Genomic DNA, 24,600 nt, shown 5'->3' with positions numbered 1-24,600 from the left:
ACGGGCCTTCAGGACCCGGTGTCCGCCACGCGCGACCGCCCCCAGGCGGTTCAAGGCCCGTATCCGGGAAGCCCTGGCGAGCCGGCGCGGCGCGTGGGAGGCCGACGACGTGAAGTCGGGGCAGGGCACGACCGCCGTCGCTCGACACTACGCCGCGTACCTCGACGGCGCGCCGGCCGCGCACCTGCGGGTCTGTCTCTGCCGGCTCGACGAGCGTCGCCCGCCGGCGCTGACGGACCGGGGAGACGGCTGGGCCGATCAGGAACTGGGTGGGCGAGGCCGATATCGTCGGCGCGCCGCGACGCGGGCCTGTCAGGCGTCCGCGGGGCGGGCCGTGAAGACGCGGTCCAGTAGGTCGTACAGGGTGGCCCGGTCCTCGTCGTCGAGTATGGACAGGCCTGCCAGTGTGGTGTGCATGTCGGCGCGGATGGCGTCGATGGCGTACTCGCCCTCGGGCGTGATGACGACGTTCTTGACGCGGCGATCGCCGGGGCTGGGCTCGCGGCGGACCAGACCGCGCTTTTCCAGGCGGTCGACGATGCCCGTCATGTTGGAGGCGTCGCAGGCCTGCGTCTCGGCGAGCGCGCGCATCGCGGCGGGGCCGTGGCGCAGCATGCTGAGCGTCCTGCCCTGGCTGGCCGTGAGCTTCTTGCGGGCGGCCGCGGCCGTGAAGTCGACGTAGTAGGCACCGAGCGACACCGAGAGCAGCTCCATGAGCTGGTCCGTGCCGACGCGCGGAGGTCCAGGCATGTGATCCACCTTACGTCCATAAGCTTGACGATCTCAAATGTTAACGTCTACCGTGAAAGTCATTGCTTTACATTCTCAAGCTTCCATGTTCTTAAGTAGTTAGGAAAGGGTTTCCGTGTCTCAGGCACAGCACAGGGCATCCGCACGGCCCGCCGGACAGACCGTCACTGCGTCCTCCACTTCCCGCGCGGCCGAGATCCTGTCCCGGCCTGTCGCGCTGAACGGCCTGACCGTCCCGAATCGCATCGTGATGGCGCCGATGACGCGCATGTTCTCCCCGGGCGGCGTCCCCGGTGAGGACGTGCGGTCGTACTACGCCCGTCGCGCTGCCGCGGGTGTGGGCCTGATCGTCACCGAGGGAACCTATGTCGGCCACGAGTCGGCCGGGGCGAGCGACCGTGTGCCGCGGTTCCACGGTGAGGAGCAGCTGGCGGGGTGGGCGAAGGTCGCCGAGGCCGTTCACGCGGCGGGCGGCAAGATCGTGCCGCAGCTGTGGCACATCGGCATGGTGCGCAAGCAGGGTGATGCGCCCTACGCCGAGGCCCCCGCCGTCGGCCCCTCCGGTATCCGCGTCGACGGTACCGAGGGCACCGGCAAGGCGATGACCCGGAGCGACCTGGACGACGTCATCGGAGCTTTCGCCGCGGCTGCCGCTGCTGCCGAGCGCATCGGCTTCGACGGCGTCGAACTGCACGGAGCCCACGGCTACCTCCTCGACCAGTTCCTGTGGGCGCAGACGAACCGCCGTACCGACGTCTACGGCGGCGACCCCGTGGCCCGTACGAAGTTCGCGGCCGAGATCGTGGCCGCGGTCCGCGAGACCGTCTCGCCCGACTTCCCGGTGATCTTCCGCTACTCGCAGTGGAAGCAGGAAGCCTACGACGCGAGGCTTGCCGAGACACCGGAGGAGCTGGAGGCGATCCTGAGCCCGCTCGCCGCGGCCGGCGTCGACGCCTTCCATGCCTCAACCCGCCGCTACTGGCTCCCGGAGTTCGAAGGCTCGGACCTGAACCTCGCGGGCTGGACCAAGAAGCTCACCGGCAGGCCCACCATCACCGTCGGCTCGGTCGGCCTCGACGGCGACTTCATCCGCGCGTTCGCGGGCGAGGGCGCCCATGTCGGCAGCATCGACAATCTCCTCGATCGCCTGGAGCGCGACGAGTTCGACATGGTCGCCGTCGGCCGTGCGCTGCTCCAGGACCCGGAGTGGGCGGCCAAGGTCCTGGGGGACCGGTTCGAGGAGCTGAAGCCGTACGAGGCGGCGGCGCTGAAGACGCTGAGCTAAGGGTGGGCTACCCGTTGGCCCCGTCTGCTCGCCGCCGCCGCGGGCTGCTGGTGCGGCGGGCGGGAGCGGCGTCGCGGCACCGGCTGGGATGGAGTCCGCGTGACTACTATCGTCCACCGGCTACGTCTCGGTGACGGACCAGCGGCCCCGTATGGCGAAGGGCACCGGTTCTCACCGGTGCCCTTCTGCCGTTGCACCGCGCCCGTTGGCGGGGCGCGGTGTGGCGGTCGCCGAGGGCCGGGGCGGCCCGCTAGGCGGTCCTCGCCCCTTGTTGCGTGCCCTTGGTCGCGGGAAACTCGCCGCGACGAGCAACCCCGGGCGTGCGGCAGCCGTCTTGATCCACAGCAAGGCGGTTCGCCGCACCCGTCGAAGGTGACGGGCGGCTCCTCGGTTCCCCAAGCGTCAGGCCCAGAGCGCCAGGCGACTATACGCTTCGTGTATACATGAAGTGTATAGTTGTGGCCGGCCGGTGCCCTGACCGCGCACGAAAGGCACCCATGCACAGCAAGGCATTCGCGCCCGAATACCAAGGCGCCCTCACCGATCTGTCGGTGAACTCCTCCCTGACCGACGTACTCGCCGAAGGAACCCAGCACTTGAGGGCGGCCGAGGCCGCCGGCTCGCAGCGGGAGGTGGCGCGCTCCGGTCTCGCCGTGGCCGAGGCGCACCGCAGGCTGGGCAACGTCAAGGAAGCGGATCAGGCGTGGAAGGCCAGCTACCGGGCCGCCCGCTCGGCCGGCGACATGGGGGCAATGGCCTGGGCACTGTGGAGCGGCGGCACGCTCGCCCGGCAGCGGGGTGCGCTGGCGCTCGCCTTCCGGCTGCTGGGGCTCGCCGCCGAGATGGGCAGGCGCGGCGGTGACGTCGTGGCCCGGGGCTACTCCCTCGCGGGCCTGGCGGAGACCGGACGCATCCAGGGCGACTACGAGGCGGTCGCCGTCCTGCACGAGCAACTGCTCGCCGAGGCGCGCAAACGCGGCGAAGCCCGCCACACCGTGTGGGCGCTGGAGGGCATCGCACAGATCCACCGCAACACCGGCTCGTACGACACGGCCCTCGTGATGTTCGAGGAAGCCGCCGAGATAGCCGGGAAGGCCGACGACCGGCGTGGCCGGGCATGGGCCCTGCGCGGCATGGCCGACATCGTTTCCCTGCGGGACGACCCGGAGCGCGCCCTTGCCCTGCTTTCCGAGGCCGAACTCACCTGCCGCGAGATGAAGTTGTCCAGCGCCCTCGCCTACAACCACAAGATGCGCGCCAATGTGCTCTTCCGGGCCCGTCGCTACGACGAAGCCCGTGAGGTCTACGAGGGAGCGCTCGCGGAGTTCCGCGCCATGAGCGAGCCGCGGGGCGAGGCACTGGCCCGGCTCGGGCTGGTCAAGGCGCTCGCCCATCTCGGCCGGGACCACGCCGAGACCGCGGCGGACTTGGACGAGTTGCGCCGGACTCTCGACCGGATCGGTCTGCGTCACGCCCGGGACATGGTCGACAAGGCGCATGCCGAACTCGGAGTAGTGCCGCTTGCCACCCCGGCCGGCGAGGACGGCGGCCACCGATGACGTCACCCGTAACAGCCCGGACCACCGCTTCGCAGATCCTCGGCCGCTGTCGCGACCTCGTGCGGCCGTCCCTCGCAGAAGCCGTCCAGCGTCTTCATCCGTGGCCGGCCGAGATGGCCGCCTACTCGCTCGGCTGGAGCGACGTGACCGGCACGCCCACCCCCGGCTCGCAGGGCAAGGGGGTACGTCAGGCGCTCACCGTGCTCTGTGCCGAGGCTGCCGGCGCACCCGGGGAGAACGCCGTCGTCGGCGCGGTCGCCGTCGAGCTGATCCACACCTTCTCGCTCCTGCACGACGACATCATGGACGGCGACGAGACCCGGCGACAGCGCCCGACCGTCTGGACGGCGTACGGCACCGGCCCCGCGGTCCTGGCAGGAGACGCGCTCTTCGCCATGGCCGTGGAGACGCTGGCCAACTCCCGCAACGTACACAGCGCAACAGCCGTGCGACACCTGGCCGGGACGCTGAACGACCTGGTGCGCGGTCAGGCCGAAGACCTCCTCTTCGAATCCCGTCCCTGGACGGGGCCCGACGCCGTGCGGCCACACGAGTACAGGTCCATGGCAGACCACAAGACCGGCGCGCTGCTCGGCTGCGCCGCCGGCCTGGGCGCCGTGCTCGCCGGGGCCCCGGTCCCGACCGTGAATGCCCTCGCCCAGGCCGGACGGCATCTCGGTGTGGCCTTCCAGGCCGTGGACGACCTGCTCGGCATCTGGGGAGACCCACAGGTCACGGGCAAACCGGTGCACAACGATCTACGCCGGCTGAAGAAGACGTACCCGGTCCTCGCGGCCCTGGCCGCCGAAGGTCCGGCCGTACCGCGCCTCGTCGCGCTCCTCACCTCGGACGATCCCCTCGACGACACCGCCGTCCGGCGGGCCGCCGACCTCATCGAGGACGCGGGCGGGCGCTCCGCCACCCTGGCCGAGGCCCACCACCACCTGGACAGCGCCCGCGACTGCCTGACGAGCGTCCCGCTGGTGCCCACGGCGGTTGACGAGATCCTCACGCTCCTGCAGTTCCTCATCGACCGCAGAATGTGACGGCCCGCCACACGTATGCCCTGGCCGCGCCCGGACGCGGGCGTGGCCACAGCGTCGGACCCGCGATCCCGGCGCAATCGATGAAGACGTCGGCAGCCTGCAAGCCGGGCCGTGGTGTGCTCAATGGACCAGCGGTGGCGGCCCAGTTGCTGCGAGGCCCGGGGCCACCGCCACCGTTCCCGGGGTGACAACCGCCGGGGCAACGGACCTACGTTTTCTCAGTGCCAGGCACGCATGCCTCGCCACGGAGCAGCGGCGTCCGGCGCCTCCGCGGCTGGCACTGCCCTCGGCGTCTTCGCGACCGTCAGCGCGTACGGGGGCAACTGGCTCGCCCGGTGGTCAAGCGGCACTACTACGCGGCGGACGGCCGTTCGGCGACGGTACGCCGCCCGAGCCACCGGGTGCCCGGGCCGGCATCCAGGCTCGGGGCCCGTGACCGCTGTACGCGCGCCCGCTGGCCGGACGTCCCTCTGCAGCGGGCATGTCTGAGCAGCTCTGCGTCTGTGCGGCCTGTGTGGGGCCGTAGCCTCGGCTGAATCGGCATCGGAGCGCTCCGGTTCGCGACTCTTCGAAGCGCAACGGTCACGATCCGTGCTTGGATGGCGCGGGGCGTCCTGCCGTCGAGTGTTCTGGTGCGCACGCAGACACCGATGGACATCTGATCCCGGGCCCCGTCCGCAGCGTTCGGCGGCTGCCCCCGGCGACACACGCTCCGGCGCACTGCTCGTCCGGGAGCCCCGAAACGGTGCAACCCAGGCGCCGTGAGTCCGAGGTCGAGGCGGGCTTCGTCGACATGATGGGGCGTATTGTCCGCCTATGTGGGATATGTGGTGTAGGTGTGGTGGTCGACTGCCGGTAGCTGCGGCCCGGCACCGGCGGGGCGCACGTCAGCCGACTACTGAAGCGGGGTGATGGCATGCCTCAGCGCGGCGCATCGACGGCTGACCTCGGCTCCGGCCCGGACGCCCTCGATGCGGTGCTGGCCGAGGTCGTGCGAGGCAGCAGTGCCTCGGTGGGGCTCGCCTATGTCCTCCCGCCGGGGGAGCGAGTGCTGCGGCTTGCGGTGGTGTCGGGAGTGGTGCCCGGGATCGCCGCTCCGTGGGCGCGCATCGCGGTGGACGACCCCATCCCTGTGACGGACGCGATCCGGTACCGGCGGCTGGTGTGGCTGGCCAGCCAGGAGGAGGTGGCACGGCGCTACCCGAGGCTCGGGATGGTGCTGCCCTACGACTTCATGCTGGCCGCCGCCCCGTTCAGCAGCGGCACGCAGGTGTGGGGCGGGCTGGTGCTGCTGTGGCCCACCTGGCACCCACCCACCCTGAGCCCGCAGGAGCGCGAGGCGATCAGCGTGTGCTGCCGTAACGCCGGGCTGCTCCTGCAGCAAGCCGCCGACAGCGGCCATCCGCTGGCCGGTGAAGAGCCACGGGTACTGCTCCCACCACGCCCGCCCGATCCCGATCCGGACGAGGCCCGGGCCGCACTCGACTTCGCCCAGCGCCTCCCCGTCGGCTGCTGCGCCCTGGACATGGACGGCCGGATCGCCTTCATCAACACCACCGGGGCCGACCTGGTCGGCGCGGGAGCCGCAGTCCTGCGCGGCAACCGGCCCTGGGAAGTGCTGCTGTGGATGAACGACCCGCTCTTCGAGGACCGCTACCGGGCGGCTGTGATCAGCCGGCGACCCACGTCCTTCACGGCGTTGCGCCCGCCCGACCGTTGGCTGTCGTTCCACCTCTATCCGGACGACCACGGCATCAGTGTCCAGATCACTCCCCTGACCAGCGGCGCGCCCCAGGCCACCCCGGTGCCGGAGCCCCCGCCTTCTGCCGAACCGGGAGGGGCAAGTGCGCTGTACCACCTCATGCACCTGGCGGCGGCACTCACGAAAACCGCCGGCGTGGACGATGTGGTCGAAGCCGTGGCCGACCAGCTCGTTCCCGCCTTCGGCCCCCGCGGTCTGGCACTGATGACCGTGGAAGGAGGCCGCCTGCGGATCGTGGGACACCGCGGCTACACCACCGAGTTCATGAGCCGCTTCGACGGCACGCCCCTGACCGCCGACACCCCGAACGTGCACACCCTGACCACCGGTGTCGCGCGCTTCTTCGGCAGCTTTGACGACCTCAAACGCGCCTACCCCGCTGCCGTCCGCTACGACGGCAGGGACGCCTGGGCCTTCCTCCCCCTCATCGCTTCCGGCCGTCCCGTCGGCTCGCTCGTCCTCTCCTACGACCAGGCCCGTCCCTTCCCTCCCGCCGAACGGGCCGTTCTGACCTCCCTGGCCGGGCTCATCGCCCAGGCCCTGGACCGCGCCCGTCTCTACGACACCAAGCACCAGCTCGCCCGCACCCTGCAGACGGGCCTGCTGCCCCACTCTCTCCCTCGGATCCCCGGCCTGGACGTATCCGCCTGCTACCTCCCCGCCGGCCACGGAATGGAGATCGGCGGGGACTTCTACGACCTCATCCGATGCGACCCGACCAGCGCCGCGGCAGCGATCGGTGACGTCCAGGGCCACAACATCCAAGCCGCCGCACTCATGGGACAGGTCCGAACCGCCGTCCACACCCACGCGACCGCCGGCACACCTCCCTCGGACGTCCTCGCCCGAACCAACCGCCTCCTCACCGACCTTGAGCCCGGTCTGTTCACCAGCTGCCTCTACGCCCACCTCGACCTCGCCCGGAACCGAGCCTCCGTGGCAACCGCCGGCCATCCCGCACCGCTGGTCCTGCACCCCGACGGCCGCACCGAAGTCGTCGAGCTGTCACCTGGGATCCTGCTCGGCATCGACCCTGACGCGCACTACCCCACCACCGACATCCCTCTGCCGCCCGGCGCCGTGCTCGCCCTGTACACCGACGGACTCGTCGAAACCCCCGGCACCGACATCGACGATGCCGTCGCCGCCCTCGCCGACTGCCTCACGCAGGCCCGGGACCAGACCGTCGGCGAACTCGCCGACACTCTCCTCCAGCACGCCACGAAGGCCACCCCGCGCACCGACGACATTGCCCTCCTCGTCATCCGCCGCGTTCCCCGCTGACCCGTGGGACCCGCATCGACAGGGGCGCGGTCTGCCGCTGGTGGACGCGTACGCGCGGACCAACCTGAACTGCGGCAAGTGGCCCCGTTGTTCGGGGTGTCGAAGTCGGCGACCGGGAGACGCAGGTCACATTCGCGCATGTCACAGGGGGTCGGGCTACACCGTCTCAGGGGGTGTAGCCACTGACGACCACGGAGGAGTGCACCATGGACGCGCGACTGAACTACTTCACCGGCCCGACCGCCCCCAAGGCCTTCAAGCACTTGATGGCGGCGGGCAAGGCGCTCAAGGAATTGCCGGTGCCGGCCGCGACGCAGGAGCTGGTGGCGCTCCGCGTGAGTCAGATCAACGGCTGCGCCGTCTGCATCGACATGCACACCAAGGAGGCCGCCGCTGCCGGTGAGACGTCGGTGCGGCTGAACCTGGTGGCGGCGTGGCGGGAGGCCACGGTCTTCACCGCGGCCGAGCGTGCCGCGCTGGAACTGGCGGAGGAGGGGACCCGGGTCGCGGATGCGGCCGGTGGGGTCGGCGACGAGGTGTGGGCGTACGCCGCCAAGCACTACGACGAGGAGCAGCTCACCGGCCTGGTGGTCCTGGTCTCCTTCATGAACATGGTGAACCGGCTGAACATCATCACCCAGCAGCCGGCCGGCGACTACGAGCCCGGGCAGTTCCACTGAACGGCATCAGCAACGGGCTCGGGGTCCGGCTGCGGGCTTCGGGCCCCCGGCCTCGGGGGCGCTGCTCTGCCTGCCCCGGTGGTCCGGATGATCATCAGGAGATGCCTGCGCGGGCGAGTGCGGCCGGGTGGGATGGCTTCAGGGGGAGGGAAGTCGGCGTGAGCAAGGTCGAGGAGTTCCAGGAGCTGCGGCCGCTGCTGTTTTCGATCGCCTATCGGATTCTGGGCAGTGTGGGTGAGGCCGAGGACGCGGTGCAGGAGACGTGGCTGCGCTTTGACACCTCGGCGACCCGGCCCGTGTCGACCAAGGCCTTTCTGTCGACCGCGGTGACGCGGATCTCCATCGATGTGCTGCGCTCCGCGCGGGTGCGGCGGGAGGAGTACGTGGGCCCGTGGTTTCCCGAGCCGCTGCTCGCCGACCCCTATGAGGATCCGGCCCGGTCGGTGGAGCTGGCCGACTCGGTGTCGATGGCGGCGCTGCTGTTGCTGGAGCGGCTCAGCCCGCTGGAGCGGGCGGTGTTCGTGCTGCGGGAGGTGTTCGCCTTCGGGTTCGACGAGGTCGCCGCGGCGGTGGGACGTTCGCCAGTTCGCCTGTCCGGCGAGGTCGAGGTTGTGCAGGCGGGCGATGCCGCGCATCGCGTGGTGCACGCCGTCGCCGCGGAGGCGGCAGTCGCGCAAGACCTCCCAGGTCTTCCCGCGGTGGCGCGGCCATGGTTGCAAGCCCGGGGAAAGCGCTGAACGCGCCTCGCCGCACCGCGCGGCGAGGCGGGCTGTCGCCCACCGCGTCCGCCCCCGTACAGTCCGTGATGCCCGCGCTCCGTCAGTGACGACGCACAGCAGCCGAACAGGAGCAGACCCGTGGCCACCCACGCCAGCCCCGGCCCCCTCCCGAACCCCGCCCAAGCCGGTCGCCCGGTCCCCGATCTGGATCCCGCTCTCGTCGAGCAGTGGCAGGCCCGGGGAGGCGAGCTGGTCGACCTCCTCGCCCAGGCGCGCGAGCGGCTCGGCGGTGTCGCCGCGTTCCGCCTCGGTCCGCGCCCGACCGTCCTGGTCACCGAGCCCCAGGCCGTCCAGCACGTGCTCGCCCTGCATCCGGACCGGTACGTCAAGCGCTCGCACCGTGCCAGGCTGCTGATCGGCGACGGAGTCCTTGCCGCGACGGGCGAGGCGTGGCAGCGGCAACGGCGGTTGCTGCAGTCCCAGTTCACCGGCAGGGGGATGCGCCGCTACGAACACCGGATCGCCGCGGCCGCGCGGACCACCGCGGCCCGCTGGGCCGGGTACGCCCGCACCGGGCAGATTCTCGACGTCGGCGAGGAGATGCGCCGCTACGCACTGGACACCATCTGGCGGTCCCTGACCGGACACCCCCTCGACGCGGACACCGAGCGCGAACTGGGTGCCGTGAGCGCCGTGGTCGCCGCACTTCCGACCCTGCCCACCGACAGTGCCGCCGCGCAGGAGGCCGTCGCAGCCGAGCTGGCCAGGATCGACACCGTCGCCCGTCATGCCATCGCAGCCGCGCGCCGCGGCGCCGCCGGACCCGACGGCCCGGGCCTGCTGCATGTCCTGCTCGAAGCGGCTGGGGCGCGCCCCGAGTACACCGACCAGCTGGTCCGCGATGAGTTGGTCACCTTGCTCGTCGCCGGCCACGAGACCACCGCCACCACTCTGACCTGGCTCTACCTGCTGCTGGACAGCAACCCCGCGGCCCGTGGGCAGGCTCTCGCCGCCGGCGGCGAGGGCTCACCGCAGCGGCGGCAGGCCATCCAGGCCCTCGTCCACGAAACCCTCCGCTTCTACCCCTCCGCCTGGATGCTGCCCCGCCACGCGGTGGAGGACGACGTCCTTGCCGGCTACGCCGTCGAGGCCGGCACCGACGTCCTGGTCTGCCCCTACCTCACGCACCGGGATCCCGGACTGTGGCCGGACCCCGAGCGTTTCGACCCGTGGCGCTTCACGACCTCGGGCCGACGCCCCACCCACCCGGGGAGCTATCTGCCGTTCGGCATCGGGCCCCGCGCCTGCCTGGGCCTGCAGTTCGCCCTCCGCGAGACGACCGTCCTCCTCGAACACCTGCTGCCGTCCCACACCCCGGTCTTCCAGTTCACGCCGGCCAAGGCCGCGTACAGCATCACCGTCCGCCCGGACGGCCCGACCTCCGCGACGCTCGACCCCGCCTGAGCAGCTGGCACGAAAACCTCTGCAAATGGATGATTGCGGACATAGGGGCCGTCGATCATAATCCGCGTGTCAGGTGCGGGCCCTGCCTTCGGCATCCAGCCGTCGGCACGATCGAACCTGCGAACCCCTCGCCGTCCCGGCTCGCTACGTTCGAGTCCCTCCTCCCGCATCGGGAAGTGGCTCCGGAGACCACGAAGGTGCAACCGCCCGCCCAACGCCGTGACCAAGGAAAAGAGCTGATCAGGGTGCTGAGCAGTGGTGGGTACTCAGCCGTGTTGAGGACTGCTTTCGCGGGCGCGCTGCTCGTCGTCGGCTTCGCAGTCGCCTCGTGTGGCGGCGACGGCGACAAGGCTGCGGCGAACGGCAAGGTCACGGTCGTCTACGAGGACAACGCGATCAAGCCGAAGGACCGGCACGCCGTAGCGGTGATCCGGAAGTCCCGCGTGCTCGAACAGGTCGCCGACTGGGTGAACAAGTCGGTCACCCTTCCCCATGACCTGGTCGTGAAAGTCACCGACAAGGTCCCACCGGGGGTTACGGATGCGGTCGCCCAGCCCGACGGCAGGACGGTCTTTGTGCCCCCGTCGTTCCTGACCCAGATCGAAGGGGTCCTCAGCAACGTGGTCAAGACCGTCAAGCGTCCCGCCCTGTTCCCCGAGGCCAGGTTCAACGCCGACGACCTGACCGCGCTGTCGACCCAGTTCATCTTCGGGCACGAGATGGGCCATGCTCTGCAGCGTCAGCTTCTGCTTGCGAACCTCGGCCTCGAGGAGGACGCCGCCGACGGGTTCGCGTCGTTCTACACCGTCAACGAGGTGGGACCGGGGCCGTCGTTGGCAGCCGCAATCCTGTTCGACGAGCTTGCCCGCGAGGAGGGCAAGCTGACGCTGGAGGGGCTCTCGAGCGATCATCCCGTCACCCAGCAACGGGTCTTCAACTTCCTTTGCTACCTCGAGGGGAGCGACCCGAAGAGGTTCCACGGGCCCCTGGTCGATGCGGGTTACCTGCCCAGAACCCGCGCTCCGTTGTGTCCGCAGGCGTGGGCGATGCTGGACTACGGCTGGTGGACCCAACTCGAGCCACATTTCAGCGGGGCATTCAAGGACCAGGGCGACAAGGCGCAGGAGAACGCACGCGACCAGCTGATCGCGGAGATGAAGGACTTCGCGGAGAAGCTCGACGAGATCCGCAGCGGGCAATGAGCATGCAGAGCCATCGGCCCGCCTCTCCGGCAGCCGCCGGCGAGCACCGGAAAGAGCGCCGGAAAGGAGTACGGCACGGCCCCTGTGACGTGAGCCGGTCTGGTGGGACGATAGCCGGACAGACCGATCGGAGGTCGGTTCCACCTCTTCTGGGGCACCTATGAACATCTCGCTCCCGTTCAGGCTCTTCGCTGCAGCGGCTGTGGCCTGCCTGATGCTCACTGCCTGCACCGGTTCTGGAGAGTCTCCGAAGGCATCGGGGTCGCCGTCCGCCGCGCCAGGAGCGCCTGCGCCGTCGCAGTCGAGCACAACGCTCCGGCCGCCGCTACCGTCGGCGACCGCCACGGCGGCCACGCCTGCCCCGACCACGCCCGCCCCCCACGGCACACCACCGCTCGGCTCCTGGAGCCTGCAGCCGGTGTGGCCGTTCACCACGCTCGCCCAAGCACAGGCGTGGGAGCGGGCCTACCGCTCCAGCGGCCACCAGCCGTGGCATCTTGACCCGGATCAGACGGCACTGTCCTTCACTCGTGGCTACCTGGGCTTCAAGGAGATCGACCGGGTCTCCTCGCACACGGTCAGCGGCCGGCACGCCCGTATCGGCGTCGCGCCGACGGGGCCCGAAGGCGGCACCGCAGCGGTGATTCACCTCGTGCGGTACGGCACCGGCCCGGGTGCCCCGTGGGAGGTCGTGGGCACCGACGACACGACGTTCTCCCTGACCGCGCCCGCGTACGGGTCGCTCGTGCGCTCCCCGGTGGAGACCGGCGGGCGGATCTCCGGAGTGGACGAGAGTATCCGCGTCCAGGTGCGCCAGCCGTCGTCCGCGGCGCCGTTGGGCACCTCCCCGTGCTGCACTCCAGCGGGCGGCAACGGTCAGCCCTGGAACGTGTCGGTGTCCTTCTCCGGTGCCCGCGACCCGGTGCTCACGGTTGTCGCATCCACCGGCGGGCACGTCGCCGAAGTTGAACGCTTCACCATCACCGCGGTACGGACCCGCTGACCGCCCCTGAAAAGCCGTCGCTTTCCGGTGCCGGACACAGTCTTCCCTGGTGGAACGGTGTGCTGAAGCGGCCGCCGCGATCCAGGCCGCGGTGCGGTAAGGGGCGAGTGCGTCGAAGATGTCAGGCTGCCGAGCTCGCCGCGGTTCGGGAGACCGGCTTGATGTGGGCGAAGGCGCTCCGGGCGTTCCAGGTGGGGAAGGCTCGTACGAGCCACGCGGGACCATGGAGTTGGATGCGGCGGTCGCGGGTGGCTTCGACCCAGGTGAGCCAGCCGGCATGCCATTTCACGAAGGCTTCCGCTTCCGCCGTGATGTAGAGGTCCTCGTCAAGACCGGGGTACGTCTTGCAGATCTCGGTGTCTCCGTGCTCGATCAGCAGCCAGTACCGCTCGTGGCGCCGGGGACCGGTGAAGTCGAAGCGGATGACGACGCGTCGGTCCGGGAGCCGGTCTCGGCGCAGCGCGTTGCACATCGACCACAGAGCCACAAAGGGATCGAGGTGCTCGGGGGCGATCTCGAGCCAGCGGGCACCCCACTCGCCGAGCGATCCGCAGACCTTGAAGAGGTCGTGACCCGCGGGCGTGAGCCGGTAGTGGCGCCCGTGCCCGTGGGGCTTGGGTGCCGACTCGACTATGGCGAGCCGTTCGAGCTGCTTGAGCCGTTGCGAGAGCAGGGTGCGGGATAGCCCTGGCGCGCCCTCCAGGATCTCGCTGAAGCTTCCGCAGCCCAGGTACAGGTTGCGGATGATCAGTGGCGTCCAGCGCTCGGCGAAGATCTCGGCGCCACGGGCAATGGGGCAGTACTGGCCGTACGTCCGCACGACACCAGTGTCGCGCGCCTGACCTCGGCTGTGAAGTCCAGATTGTTGACTTCACGGCCGCGGTCCACGGTGGTGCGATGGGACCGTCGAGAGCGGAGGACCGAGGACGCCACCGGCCGGCGATCGAGTCGGCCACCTGAGCGAGGAGGCAACCGCGATGGAGATCGACGGGTTCCGGGGCCGGCTGATCACCGCTGACCACGCCGACTACGACAGTGCCCGAGCCGTGTGGAACGGCGCCGTCGACCGGCGCCCTGGGCTGATCGCCCGATGCAGCGGGACCGCCGACGTGGGCGCGGCCGTGCGCTTCGCCCGCGACCACGACCTGGAGATCGCCGTACGGGGCGGGGGCCACAACGTGGCCGGCACCGCGGTGTGCGACGACGGGATCGTCATCGACCTGTCGGCGATGCGGGCCGTGCGGGTCGACCCCGACGGCCGCACCGCCCGGGTGCAGGGTGGTGCACTCTGGGGCGACGTCGACCACGAGACGCAGGCCCACGGTCTGGCCACCACAGGCGGCATCGTGGGCCACACCGGTGTCGCCGGACTCACCCTCGGCGGTGGCATCGGCTTCCTCATGCGCAAACACGGGCTCGCCGTCGACAACCTCCTGGCCGCCGAGGTGGTCACCGCCGAGGGCAGCATCATCCGCGCGTCCGCCGACGAACACCCCGATCTGTTCTGGGCGCTGCGCGGCGGCGGCGGCAACTTCGGTGTCGTCAGCTCCTTCCGGTTCGCTCTGCATCCGATCGGCCCGACCGTGATGGCCGGACCCGTCTTCTGGGCTGCCGACGACACCATCGACGTGCTGCGCTGCTACCGGGACTTCGCCGCCGAAGCTCCCGACGAACTCGGCAGTGTCGTCAGACTCGGCACCGTCCCCCCACTGCCCGTCATCCGCGAGGACCTGCACTGGCGGCCGGCCATCGCCGTCGCCTGCTGCTACGCCGGCGCCGTCGAAGACGGCGAGCGTGCCGTGCGGGCCCTGCGCCGGCTCGGGGCGCCGCTCGTGGACCTGATCGCACCCACGCCGTACGTCGCCCACCAGTGCGCCCTCGACGACACCGTCCTCCACGGGTGGCACTACTACTGGAAGTCCACGAACCTCGCCGGTCTCTCCGACGATGCCATCGCCGTCATCGCCGATCACGCCTACACTGCCCGCTCGCCCCGGTCGTACGCGGCGATGTTCCACATGGGCGGCGCCGTCGCCCGCGTCCCCCACGACGCCACCGCCTACGCCGGTCGCGACGTGGCCCACAACATCATCATCGACGGCGTATGGCTCCCTGACCAGTCCGGTGAGCACGCCGCTACCGAGACCGCTTGGGCGCGGCAGTTCCTCCGAGCTCTCCAACCGCACCGTGCCGGCGTCTACGTCAACTTCCTTGATTCCGACGACGACACCAGCCGCGTTCGAGAGGCCTACGGCGATCGCAACTACCGGCGACTCGCGGAGGTCAAGGCCAAGTACGACCCCGACAACGCCTTCCACCACAACAAGAACATCCGCCCCGGTTGAGGGCGCCCTCGATCCCGCCCTCGGCGTCCACACCACGGAGACCGGCGCCGAGCGCGCGGACAAGCGGAGTTGGACGTGAGCGGCGATGATCAGCCCAGTCCAGCGGTCACCGGCCTCCGGGGCGCGGGCACCTGGCGTAAGAGCAACACATATTCGCGCTAGTGTGCGTGCGTGAGCCTTTACGTCGTTGTGGGATTCGGGCCCGCCGGAGCGGCCACTGCTCGGCTGCTGGCCGAGAAGGGGCACTCGGTCCGGGTCGTCACCAAGTCAGGCCGCAGCCCCGAGCCCGGCATCGAGCACGTCGCGTTGGACGCGACGGACAGCCGGCGCCTGATCGAAGCGTCGCAGGGCGCGGCCGCGATCTACAGCTGTGCCGCACCGCCCTACCACCGCTGGGCGAGTGAATGGCCACCGCTGGCCGCGTCGGTCTGCGCGGCGGCCGAGGCGACCGGGGCCGTCCTGGTCATGCTGGGCAACCTCTACGGCTACGGTCCGGTGGATGGCCCCCTCACCGAGAAGCTGCCGCTCGTGGCGACCGGCCCCAAGGGGAAGGTGCGCGCCGCCGTTTGGGAGCAGGCGCAGAACCTGCATGAGCAGGGTCGTATCAAAGCGGTCGAGCTGCGGGCCTCGGACTTCTTCGGGCCCGGGGTGACCGATGGCGGCCACCTGGCCGCGCGGGTCGTGCCACGACTGCTGCGCGGCAAGCCGGTCTCCACGCTCGGGGATCCGGACGCCCCGCACAGCTGGAGCTATCTCCCTGATGTGGCCAGGGCCCTGGTCGAGGTCGCGGGGGAGGAGCGGGCCTGGGGACGGGCCTGGCACGTTCCGACGGAGCCCGCGCTGTCCACCCGGGAGATGGTCGACCGCCTCGCCGCTCAGTCGGAAACGGGGCCGGTCGCGGTGCGCAGGCTCTCCCCGGCCGTGCTGGGTGTCCTGTCGGTCTTCTCGCCCCTGATCCGTGAACTGAAGGAGATCCGTTATCAGTTCGACCGCCCGTTCGTAGCTGATTCAAGCGCCTACGAAGCTGAATTCGCGGTACGAGCCACCCCCGTCGATGAGCAGGTCAAGGCAACGGTGGACTGGTGGCGTGAGCGACTGGCCACCACGGGATGACATCTGCGACGACGAGGGATTCCATGGTGGGTTCAGCGGGAGCACGGCCATGAGGACGTCGCGATCGCGGGGATGGCACGGCGGGCGGCCGCCAGGTCCGCACGCACCTGCTCCAGCTGCCCGATGTCCCCTCGGATCGTGCCGTCCGGCAGCCCGGCCGGGGCCTGCTCCACCTCGAAGCCGGCCAGTACATCGCTCTCGAACCGCTGGGCGGCCGGGAATCGGCCCCCGCCGGGGCGGCTGTACGACCCCGTCCACCTGAAGCAGTCCGGGCCTGCATGGCTGCGGCAGAGTGACGGGAAACTGCGCGGGCATCACCGGTTTTCGGCGGTGTGGACATAGAGGACTGGAACTGACCTGTATGCGAGGCAGGCTGTTCCCATGACGACATTCCGTGGCCTCGCAACCATCCGCTACCACGCCGACGACCTGGCCTCCGCCCGCGCCTGGTATACCGAAGTCCTGGGCGTGGAGCCGTACTTCGAACGCGATGAGTACATCGAGTTCCGGATCGGCGACCACCTGCAGGAGTTCGGTATCTCGCGAACCCCCTCCGCTCCGGCCGGCGTGGTTGCGTACTGGCACGTGGACTGCGTCGACACGGAGATCGCGCGGCTGCTGAAGCTCGGCGCGAAGGAGCACGAACCGCTGCGGAACTACGGCGACTTCCGGGCCGGAGCCGTGCTCGACCCGTTCGGCAACATCCTCGGTGTGATGCACAACCCGCACTACCTGGAGGTATTGAGTGAACGCGGCTGAACCGACTCCGGCTGGTGGTGACGCCCGCGTTCGGGTGCAGGCACCGAAGGTTGGGTCAACGACAGCACCGGCATGCGGCACGCTGCCCGCTCGGTGCACGCCCAAGGAGCGGCCGTGAGCCGAGCCTGTGGCTGCCGCAGATCAGCCCCACTGCGCTGCGCCGGGCCGCGCCAAGGACCCCGACTTCCCAGCCGTCGCAGGCAAGCGGGGTACCGAACTGCAGATGAACCGTCGGCCGACGCACGGGTTCTCGGTGGTCTCATTCAGAGCGCGGTGACCGGAAGCCGGTGAGGAGCAGGGCGATGTCGTCGGCCCGGTAGGAGGATCCGCGGGCGTTGTGCAGGAGCCGGTCGGCGAGTTCGTCCAGGGAGTCCGCGCGGGCGTGGGCGAGGGTCGTCCGCAGTCGGTCGATCCCCACGTCGATGTCGGTTCCACGTTCCTCGACCAAGCCGTCTGTGTAGAGGGCGAGGACGGACCCGGGCGGGAGGGCGATCCGGGTTGGGGGATAGGTGCTTGCGCGCTCCACGCCGAGGACCGGGCCGACGTCCAGGTCAAGGGTGTGGGTCGTGCCGTCGGGGCGCCGGAGCAGGGGTGGGGGGTGGCCGGCGGTGACGGCGTGGGCGTGGTGGCTGTGGTGTTCGAGGTGGATGTAGCAGCAGCTGGCCAGCAGCCCGGGGTCGAGGTCGAGGAGGGTTCGGTTGACGCCCGCCATCACATCGCCCGGCGTATGGCTCACGGCCGCAAAGGCCCGTACGGCACTGCGCAGCTGGGCCATGGTGGCCGCGGCGGCGATGCTGTGCCCCTGCACGTCCCCGATGACGAGACACACTCCCCGGTCGGTGGGGATGACGTCGTACCAGTCGCCGCCGATGTCCATTCCGCTGGTGCCGGGCAGATAGCGGGCGACGGTCTGAATGCCCGGGACTGCCGGCAGCCGGTGCGGCAGGAGTGCCTGCTGCAAGCCGCGTGCGACGGCGTACTCCGAGTCATAGAGTCGCGCTCGTTCCAGCGCCTGAGCGATCAGCCCGGCGAGTGCGGTGAGAACGCTGCGGTCCTTCTCCGTGAACCGATGGACCTCGTCGAAGCCGAGTACGCAGGTGCCGACGGGGCGGCTGGAGGCGATCAGCGGCAGGTACGCCCAGGAACTCACCTTGCCGGTGGGGATGCCCGGATAGCCCCGGGAAAGATCCTGCTGCGACTCGATGAAGAGCGGAGCGCCGGAGGTCAGGGTCTCCGTACCGGGGAGGCGGGCGTGCAGCGATACGCCCTCCAGCCAGTCGAGGAAGTCTTCGTGGTGGCCGGTGTGAAAGAGCCGGTGCATCGCTCTGTCGCGGACGACGTAGATCGCCAGCTGCTGGCCTCCGAAGGCCGGCAGCAGCTGCTCGGCGACGACTTCGCAGACTTGCCGTGTGGTAACTGCCTCGGTCAGTGCGCTGCCCAGCTGCAGGACGCGGTACACGACGCCCATGCGAGCCGTTCTGGGCGCGATTGATGTCCCGGCCGGGGAGGGGGACGGCGTGGAGTCCGGGGGTGGCTGAACGATGGGCACCACCCGGCCGGTCACTCCGTCCGCCTCCGGATGGAGGGAGAAGGAGAGCCACTGCTCGGGCGGGCGGCGGGCCAGGAAGGAGGCCGGCATCTGCGAGATCATTGCGGACCGGTGCCGGTACTCGATGTCGGGATCGGACAGCCACGGCACGTCCCACAGGAACCGGCCCAGCAACTCCTCACGGGGAACGTCCAGCAGTTGCAGGGCGCTGTGGTTGGCGTACGTGACGCGCCCGTCAGGCGCGAGGGAGAACAAACCGTCCCGCAGCCGTTCGACCGCGGCGAGGGCCGCGTGGCCGGCTCGGGCGTCCACGACCGCGCCGACCAGGTGGACGGGCGCCCTGGCATCGTCGGCCTCCGGTACGCGGCGCCCCCACAACTCGACCGTGCGGTACCCCTCGCCGCCGCCCGTGAGGTCCCGTACGCGCAGGCGCCGCGCGGTGACCCTGCCCACGCCGGCCGCCTCCCGACCGGCGGCCCGGAACGAGGCGAGATCGCCGGGATGCAGGCAGGAAGCGAGCGTTTCGGCTCGTCCGTCGAAAGCACGGGGGTCGACACCGAGGATCGCACAGAGCTCGTCGTCCGCGGTGACCGTGCCCGAGACGAGGTTCCAGTCGAACAGGCCCACCCGCACGGGCTCTGCCGACGGAGCCGGGATCTCGACGGGAACCGTCTGCGGGTCGCATTCCACAGGATCGCCGGTACGGGCGCGGAGATCGGCGAGGGACTCGCCCAGCCGGCCGGCGATGCTCCGCACGCGGCGGCGCTGGGACCTGGAAAGCCCTTCGCTGCCGGGCGGGGCCGCCCAGACGATCGCCAGCGCCCCGAAGGCCTCCCCGCCTGCGCCCACCGGCACGGAGCAGGAGCCGAAGGCGTACGGCAGGGCCACCGCGAGCTGGGGGAACCGGCGCATCGTCTCCTCGGCGTCGGCCAAGTGCACGGTGCGCCCCGAGCCGTACGCCACGGCGACCGGGAGGGGGCTGCTCATCGGGATGAGACGCCACCCACCGAGCAGCGAGGGTGGCACCCCGTACGTCGCGGCGAGCACGATCGACCGGCGGTCGCGGGAACGGAGAAAGACACTGCCCGCGTACGCGCCGGTTGCCTCGACCGCTTCGACGACTGCCGCGCCGAGCAGATCCTCACGCCCCGCCGTCCCGCCGACGATCATCCTGCGCATATTTCCAGTCTGCGCAGGTCAGCCCACCGGCGCCCAACGAGACACACCGCTCGCAGATGGGCGCGTCCGGTCACCGTCGCCACGATGCGGCTTTGGCCCGGAGCCGGGGATCCCGCGCATCGCCCCGGACCCCCCGGGCAGCTGTTCATCGGGACAGCGGCCCATGGCTGGGGGCGGTCTGTCCTGGCAGGAAGTTGAAGAGGGGACAACCGTCAGGGTCGAGCTCCCTGCGGCGACGTGTCCCTCGGCGTGATTGACGCAGGCGTGGTGTGCGCGTGCCGTCCGCGCCCGGCGTACCCGACCGGACCGGGCACAGGATGTCGGGTACGGCAGGCTGGGTCCTTCCTAACGTGAGTGATCGAAAGGGAAGGAGGCCGGGGTGCTGGAGCGGCTGAACCAGGCCATGGAGCACATCGAGTGCCATCTTGATCAGCGGATCGAGGTGTCCGACCTGGCGCGGATCGCGATGACGTCGGAGTACCACTTCCGGCGGCTGTTCTCCGCGCTGGCGGGGATTCCCCTGTCGGAGTACATACGGCGCAGGCGTCTGACGGTCGCGGGTGCCGAGGTGCTGGCCGGTGAGCGGACGCTGCTGGAGGTCGCGGTGCGCTACGGCTACACCTCGGGGGAGGCGTTCGCACGTGCGTTCCGCGCGATGCACGGCGTCGGTCCCGGCGAGGCCAGGCGGGCCGGTGCGAGTCTGCAGTCCCAGCCACGGATGTCCTTCCGTCTCATCGTCGAAGGGGGCAGCAGCATCCGGTACAGGATCGTGGAGAAGGAGGAATTCCGTGTGGTCGGCAGGAAAGCACGCGTCCCCCTCGTGCACGAGGGGGTGAACCCGGCCATCGCCGCCTTCATCCGGGGCATCGGCCAGGAGGCACTGCAGCGCATTCAGAGCCTGTCCGATCAGGAGCCGGAGGGGATCGTCTCGGTGAGTGACAATCTGGACGACAGCCGCGCCGAGGGAACCGAACTGGACTACTACCACGGCGTGGTGACCAACGCCTCCGTTCCCGAGGGCATGGACGCGCTCACCGTCCCGGCCGGGACGTGGGCCGTCTTCGAGAACTCCGGGCCGTTTCCGCAGGCGCTCCAGTACCTGTGGCGGGACGTGTTCACGCAGTGGTTCCCGTCCAATCCGTACCGGAGCCGGCCGGGCCCCGAGATCCTGCGGACCCGGCTGTCGCAGGACGCGGCAGAGGCGGACGCGGAGCTGTGGATCCCCGTGGAGCGGACTGCGGTCTGAGCGGCAGCGCGCGGCGGCCCTGGGCCTCCGCGCGCTGGAGACGGGCCCCACCAGCATCGCGATCGCTCGGTCGGCGCGCTGTGGCTGACCGCGCGCAGGAGATCACAGCCGCCGCCCGGGAACTGCTCGACGCTGAAGGGCCGGACGCGTTGTCGATGCGGCGCATCGCCGAGCGTGTCGGCATCCGGGCGCCGTCCCTGTACAAACACTTTCCTGACAAGGCCGCTGTCGAGGCCGCGCTCCAGGCGCAGGGCATGGCCCAGCTGGCGCAGGAACTGGAGGCCGCCGAAGCCGAGATCGGCGACGAACCGCCCCTGCCTGCGCTCGCCCGCGCGCTCGCCGTCGCTGCCTGCGTGGCCTCGCGGCACGGCACACTGCTGCGGAGTTGGGAGGTCGTCATCGGCTGGGCCCTCGCCGCCACGATCACCGGGTCCGGCACCGGCTACCTGCTCCTGTCCACGGCTCTGACCCCGATGGCGTTCATATCCCTGCCCCTACTGCTGATCTGGATCGCTGCGCTCGGCGCAGCCCTCGGCCGCCGGTCCTGAGCCCGGGGGCTCCAGAACCAGACCGCTGGGCATCGACGCCTCGTCAACGAGAAAGGCAACCGCTGGGGGACGTCCCAGCACCGCCGCAGCTTGAGCGGCCTACGACTGTCGGCCGCGCAGCCGGGAGCCGATCCGGCGGTCAGCTGACGTGGGCGGCGATGGTTCGCGCACACACCAGGGACTCGGCATGCGTCGTGTCGACCTCCAGGTCATAGAACACCCCTCGGTGAACAACATCCGCCTGTGATGCGGCCATCCCCTGGATACGATTTCCTCGTGCGACTTCACGGCCTGCGGCGACCGCACTCTCACACCTGACGCCGACCCACAACACGGCCAGTTCGCCCAGAGCCTTCTGCCACCGTTGCTGGGACGCCGCTCCGCCGAGGAAGACGTCATCGATGATGACCCTGGCGCCTGCACGGGCCATCGCCACGACCCCCTCCATCCAGGCCGCCTCCAGCGCCCTGAACTCCGCCCCGACGCTCACCCCGCCATCCGCCGCGAACACGATCCCCTCGTCCGACGCCTGCATCTTCGCGGGCATGGCGTCGACGAACGAGTCGCACCCGAACGCCAGCCACGGATCCGGCAGTACGGCCTGCAGACACCGCACGATCCCGGACTTCCCCGAGCTGGAACCACCGTTGAGAACGATCATTTGAGTCGTCACCGCGCCACAGTAAGGCGCTTACCACACGGCACGAAACGAATATCCCCACACACTGCTCTGAGGCCATGACCCGGTGAGTGCTCCGGTCCCCTACCGAAGAGCGGGGGGCGTTCGCGACACCCGCAGTTCTCTCTTTCCGAGAGAGACGTCAAGGCCTGCGTTCAGCGATACGCGCTCAGCGCCACCGAGGGCAGGGCGGTTGGCCAGTGGGGTGCCGCTCGGCTGTGACCTGTGTCCGAAGCGCCATCGGGCAGCCGCACACCGGACCCGGGACCGGCGGGGTGTCCCGACGGTCCCGGGAAGGGGAGTTCCTCGCTCAGTGGTAGCTCACCACGGCACGGATCAGATAGTGGTCCGAGATACCGGTGGCGGTGGTCGAGCAGGAGTAGTCGGCGCTCTGCGGGCCGAAGATGTAGTCGAGCTTCAGGCTGGACGACGCGCTCACATGGGCATTGGGTCGGCCTTGGGAGAGAGCTGGTCGGGAAGCTCGAACGCGCTGGTGATCAAGGGGTTCATGTCATCAGCTCCGATCCGAGGTCGCGCCGGCGAAGTCCGGCAGCGCGCACACCCGCACCTCGGCGCCGAGAGCCCGCAACCGCAGCGCGAGTCCCATCACCTGCCCGACGTCACCGCACGATCCATAAACCGACAACAAAACACGCACTTCGTGAATCTCTCATTTACAAGATCGTCCACCGCCACCTGTTCGGGGCGATAGCCGATGTGCTCGGCGACGCCGTCACCCCCGAGGTCGCCGCGGCCTGGGACGAGGTGTACTGGCTGATGGCCAACGCGCTGATAGCCATCGAGGCCCGCCTCTACCAGGAGGCCGGTACCACCGAGGGCGGCATCTGGCACCGCATGGAGGTCATCGAACGGCGCCAGGAGGCCGCCGGCGCCGTCTCCTTCCTGCTGCGGCGCGCGGACGGCCGGCCCACAGGGCCGTTCCGCCCGGGCCAGTACGTCAGCGTTCAGGCCGAACTGCCCGATGGCGCCCGGCAGATCCGCCAGTACAGCCTGTCCAGCGCACCCGGCCACCCCTACTGGCGCATCACCGTCAAGCACGTCCACGACGCCGAGCGGCCGGACGGCGAGGTCTCCTCCTGGCTCCACACGCACACGCGGACGGGTGACGTGCTCACCGTGTCCGCCCCCTTCGGTGACCTGGTGCTGCCGGAGGGCGACGCCCCGCTGCTGCTGGCCTCGGCCGGTATCGGCTGCACGCCCATGCTGGCCATGCTGGACCACCTCGCCTCCACAGGCTCCGCCCGTTCGGTGACCGTGGTCCACGCCGACCGCACCCCCGTCGACCATGCGCACCGGGAGGAGCAGCGCAGCCTCGTCCGGGCGCTGCCGGAGGCCCGGCTGCACCTTCGGTACGAGGGGCCCGGCGACCAGGCGCCGGCGGCGTCGACCGGCCGGGCCGATGTCGGCAGTCTGGACCTCCCCCTGGGGCTTACCGCCTACTTGTGCGGCCCGCTGCCGTTCATGCGGGCAATCCGGGGCGACCTGCTGCGCCGCGGCGTGCCCGCGGAAGCGATCCACTACGAGGTCTTCGGCCCTGACCTCTGGCTCGGGCGGGAGTAGGGTTCGCACATGAAGAGTTGGCACCAGGAGCGGGCATCTCCTTGGTGCAGTGGAGCAGGACTTCGGCGTGGGTGTGCCGCGGCAGCGTAGCTCGGCGCCGTGGCCGGGCGGCCCCAGCGCCTCCGTCGAGCACATCGAGCTCTACGTACGCATCGTGGTCACCTTGGAGTGTCACCTGCGCCGGATGTTCCTGCTGGAGCGTCGTCAGGGGTCGGTCGTATGACCGACTGCGCTCTGAAGCTCGTTGCGCATCCGCCCTGATCTGGCCGAACTGGCCGTATTTCCCTCGGACTTCGATGTGACCCAGGCGTATCACGTCGAGGCGGTGCACCTGTCCGGCTGCCCAGGTCGTGCGAGCACATCTCCGCCGAGCCGGATGAGGAGGACCTGACTGCCGCAGCACGTGCGGCGGGCGACGAAGTGCGGGGTGGGTTCGCCCCCGACCTGGATGCGCAGCGAGCGACGTTGATCAGCGGTCGGTCCTGGTCACCGTCCTCAATCTGCGCGACCCATCGCCGGGCAACGAGCGCATGACGCGGCCAGACCGTTCCTGGAGCGGATCGCCGCGCGGGAGCGGGCGCTGACAGGCGGCGAGGCCGCGCAGACCCGGGCCCGCATCGACGAACTGGCCGCACGCCTGCATGAACTCGACGAGGAGATCGACCACCTGCGGATCATCCGAAGACCCCCCTCAGCCTCGCCCACGAGTTCGTCCCCGAACCGGAACCGCAGCCCAGCGCTCCGGGCCGCCTGTGGTTTGCGAGGATCCTGCCGTCGGGGGTCACCGTCCACGTGGAGTTGTCGCCACCGTCGAGTGGATACTGGATGACCGGCGTCCCGCTGCTCG

The 24,600-nt window shown here is 70.2% G+C and carries 19 protein-coding genes and 3 pseudogenes; 16 read left to right on the top strand and 6 right to left on the bottom strand.

Annotation, left to right across the window (positions count from 1 at the left end):
- Positions 1-312: 312 nt before the first annotated feature.
- Positions 313-750 (bottom strand): MarR family winged helix-turn-helix transcriptional regulator, encoded by a 438-nt coding sequence (locus ACZ6ZQ_RS27520; protein ID WP_469771186.1) that lies wholly within the window; start codon positions 748-750, stop codon positions 313-315.
- A gap of 115 nt (positions 751-865) precedes the next feature.
- On the opposite strand from ACZ6ZQ_RS27520, the gene ACZ6ZQ_RS27515 reads away from it, so the two are divergent.
- The 6 genes and pseudogenes from ACZ6ZQ_RS27515 to ACZ6ZQ_RS27490 form a co-directional block, all read left to right on the top strand.
- Positions 866-2,035, top strand: a complete 1,170-nt coding sequence (locus ACZ6ZQ_RS27515) for an NADH:flavin oxidoreductase (RefSeq protein WP_469771185.1) — start codon at positions 866-868, stop codon at positions 2,033-2,035.
- Positions 2,036-2,532: 497 nt separating this feature from the next.
- Positions 2,533-3,594, top strand: a complete 1,062-nt coding sequence (locus tag ACZ6ZQ_RS27510) for a tetratricopeptide repeat protein (RefSeq protein WP_469771184.1) — start codon at positions 2,533-2,535, stop codon at positions 3,592-3,594.
- Positions 3,591-4,640 (top strand): polyprenyl synthetase family protein, encoded by a 1,050-nt coding sequence (locus ACZ6ZQ_RS27505; protein ID WP_469771183.1) that lies wholly within the window; start codon positions 3,591-3,593, stop codon positions 4,638-4,640. The genes ACZ6ZQ_RS27510 and ACZ6ZQ_RS27505 overlap by 4 nt, the downstream gene beginning before the upstream one ends.
- 916 nt (positions 4,641-5,556) lie before the next feature.
- A complete protein-coding gene (locus ACZ6ZQ_RS27500; RefSeq protein WP_469771182.1) occupies positions 5,557-7,686 on the top strand; it encodes a SpoIIE family protein phosphatase in 2,130 nt (709 codons plus the stop codon).
- Between the two features lie 206 nt (positions 7,687-7,892).
- Positions 7,893-8,366, top strand: coding sequence for a carboxymuconolactone decarboxylase family protein (locus ACZ6ZQ_RS27495; protein WP_469771181.1), 474 nt, complete (start codon positions 7,893-7,895; stop codon positions 8,364-8,366).
- A gap of 158 nt (positions 8,367-8,524) precedes the next feature.
- Positions 8,525-8,947 (top strand): annotated as a pseudogene (locus ACZ6ZQ_RS27490) (sigma factor); the annotation flags it as partial.
- 12 nt (positions 8,948-8,959) lie between these two features.
- Here ACZ6ZQ_RS27490 and ACZ6ZQ_RS27485 read toward each other — a convergent pair.
- Positions 8,960-9,064, bottom strand: a pseudogene (locus ACZ6ZQ_RS27485) (IS5/IS1182 family transposase); the annotation flags it as partial.
- 159 nt (positions 9,065-9,223) lie between these two features.
- On the opposite strand from ACZ6ZQ_RS27485, the gene ACZ6ZQ_RS27480 reads away from it, so the two are divergent.
- From ACZ6ZQ_RS27480 to ACZ6ZQ_RS27470, 3 genes are all read left to right on the top strand, one after another.
- Positions 9,224-10,549: a cytochrome P450 gene (locus tag ACZ6ZQ_RS27480; RefSeq protein WP_469771180.1), complete on the top strand. Its 1,326-nt coding sequence runs from the start codon at positions 9,224-9,226 to the stop codon at positions 10,547-10,549.
- A 272-nt stretch (positions 10,550-10,821) separates the two neighbouring features.
- Positions 10,822-11,751, top strand: coding sequence for a DUF4344 domain-containing metallopeptidase (locus tag ACZ6ZQ_RS27475; protein WP_469771179.1), 930 nt, complete (start codon positions 10,822-10,824; stop codon positions 11,749-11,751).
- A 418-nt stretch (positions 11,752-12,169) separates the two neighbouring features.
- Positions 12,170-12,754, top strand: coding sequence for a hypothetical protein (locus tag ACZ6ZQ_RS27470; protein WP_469771178.1), 585 nt, complete (start codon positions 12,170-12,172; stop codon positions 12,752-12,754).
- Positions 12,755-12,875: 121 nt separating this feature from the next.
- Here ACZ6ZQ_RS27470 and ACZ6ZQ_RS27465 read toward each other — a convergent pair whose 3' ends face one another.
- Positions 12,876-13,574: a winged helix-turn-helix transcriptional regulator gene (locus ACZ6ZQ_RS27465; RefSeq protein ID WP_469771177.1), complete on the bottom strand. Its 699-nt coding sequence runs from the start codon at positions 13,572-13,574 to the stop codon at positions 12,876-12,878.
- A 157-nt stretch (positions 13,575-13,731) separates the two neighbouring features.
- On the opposite strand from ACZ6ZQ_RS27465, the gene ACZ6ZQ_RS27460 reads away from it, so the two are divergent.
- From ACZ6ZQ_RS27460 to ACZ6ZQ_RS27450, 3 genes are all read left to right on the top strand, one after another.
- A complete protein-coding gene (locus tag ACZ6ZQ_RS27460; RefSeq protein WP_469771176.1) occupies positions 13,732-15,099 on the top strand; it encodes an FAD-binding oxidoreductase in 1,368 nt (455 codons plus the stop codon).
- A gap of 171 nt (positions 15,100-15,270) precedes the next feature.
- A complete protein-coding gene (locus tag ACZ6ZQ_RS27455; protein WP_469771175.1) occupies positions 15,271-16,212 on the top strand; it encodes an NAD-dependent epimerase/dehydratase family protein in 942 nt (313 codons plus the stop codon).
- Between the two features lie 381 nt (positions 16,213-16,593).
- Positions 16,594-16,971 (top strand): VOC family protein, encoded by a 378-nt coding sequence (locus tag ACZ6ZQ_RS27450; RefSeq protein ID WP_469771174.1) that lies wholly within the window; start codon positions 16,594-16,596, stop codon positions 16,969-16,971.
- Positions 16,972-17,230: 259 nt separating this feature from the next.
- Here ACZ6ZQ_RS27450 and ACZ6ZQ_RS27445 read toward each other — a convergent pair whose 3' ends face one another.
- Positions 17,231-19,699 (bottom strand): SpoIIE family protein phosphatase, encoded by a 2,469-nt coding sequence (locus ACZ6ZQ_RS27445; RefSeq protein WP_469771173.1) that lies wholly within the window; start codon positions 19,697-19,699, stop codon positions 17,231-17,233.
- A 379-nt stretch (positions 19,700-20,078) separates the two neighbouring features.
- On the opposite strand from ACZ6ZQ_RS27445, the gene ACZ6ZQ_RS27440 reads away from it, so the two are divergent.
- Both ACZ6ZQ_RS27440 and ACZ6ZQ_RS27435 read left to right on the top strand, forming a co-directional pair.
- Positions 20,079-20,945, top strand: a complete 867-nt coding sequence (locus ACZ6ZQ_RS27440; protein ID WP_469771172.1) for an AraC family transcriptional regulator — start codon at positions 20,079-20,081, stop codon at positions 20,943-20,945.
- A gap of 80 nt (positions 20,946-21,025) precedes the next feature.
- Positions 21,026-21,493, top strand: a complete 468-nt coding sequence (locus tag ACZ6ZQ_RS27435) for a helix-turn-helix domain-containing protein (RefSeq protein WP_469771171.1) — start codon at positions 21,026-21,028, stop codon at positions 21,491-21,493.
- Between the two features lie 139 nt (positions 21,494-21,632).
- On the opposite strand, the gene cpt is transcribed toward ACZ6ZQ_RS27435, so the two are convergent.
- Entirely contained in the window at positions 21,633-22,166 is a 534-nt protein-coding gene (gene cpt / locus ACZ6ZQ_RS27430) for a chloramphenicol phosphotransferase CPT (protein ID WP_469771170.1), read from the bottom strand.
- Between the two features lie 316 nt (positions 22,167-22,482).
- On the bottom strand, positions 22,483-22,611 hold the full coding sequence (locus tag ACZ6ZQ_RS27425; RefSeq protein ID WP_469771259.1) for a hypothetical protein: 129 nt from the start codon (positions 22,609-22,611) through the stop codon (positions 22,483-22,485).
- A gap of 236 nt (positions 22,612-22,847) precedes the next feature.
- Here ACZ6ZQ_RS27425 and ACZ6ZQ_RS27420 point away from each other — a divergent pair.
- Both ACZ6ZQ_RS27420 and ACZ6ZQ_RS27415 read left to right on the top strand, forming a co-directional pair.
- Positions 22,848-23,753 (top strand): annotated as a pseudogene (locus ACZ6ZQ_RS27420) (NO-inducible flavohemoprotein); the annotation flags it as partial.
- A 49-nt stretch (positions 23,754-23,802) separates the two neighbouring features.
- Positions 23,803-23,976: a hypothetical protein gene (locus ACZ6ZQ_RS27415; RefSeq protein WP_469771169.1), complete on the top strand. Its 174-nt coding sequence runs from the start codon at positions 23,803-23,805 to the stop codon at positions 23,974-23,976.
- Positions 23,977-24,600 lie beyond the last annotated feature (624 nt).

The organism is Streptomyces sp. NPDC053673 (assembly GCF_055585225.1).
Note: the sequence above shows the minus strand (reverse complement) of the source record. Positions and strands in the feature narration are given on the sequence as shown.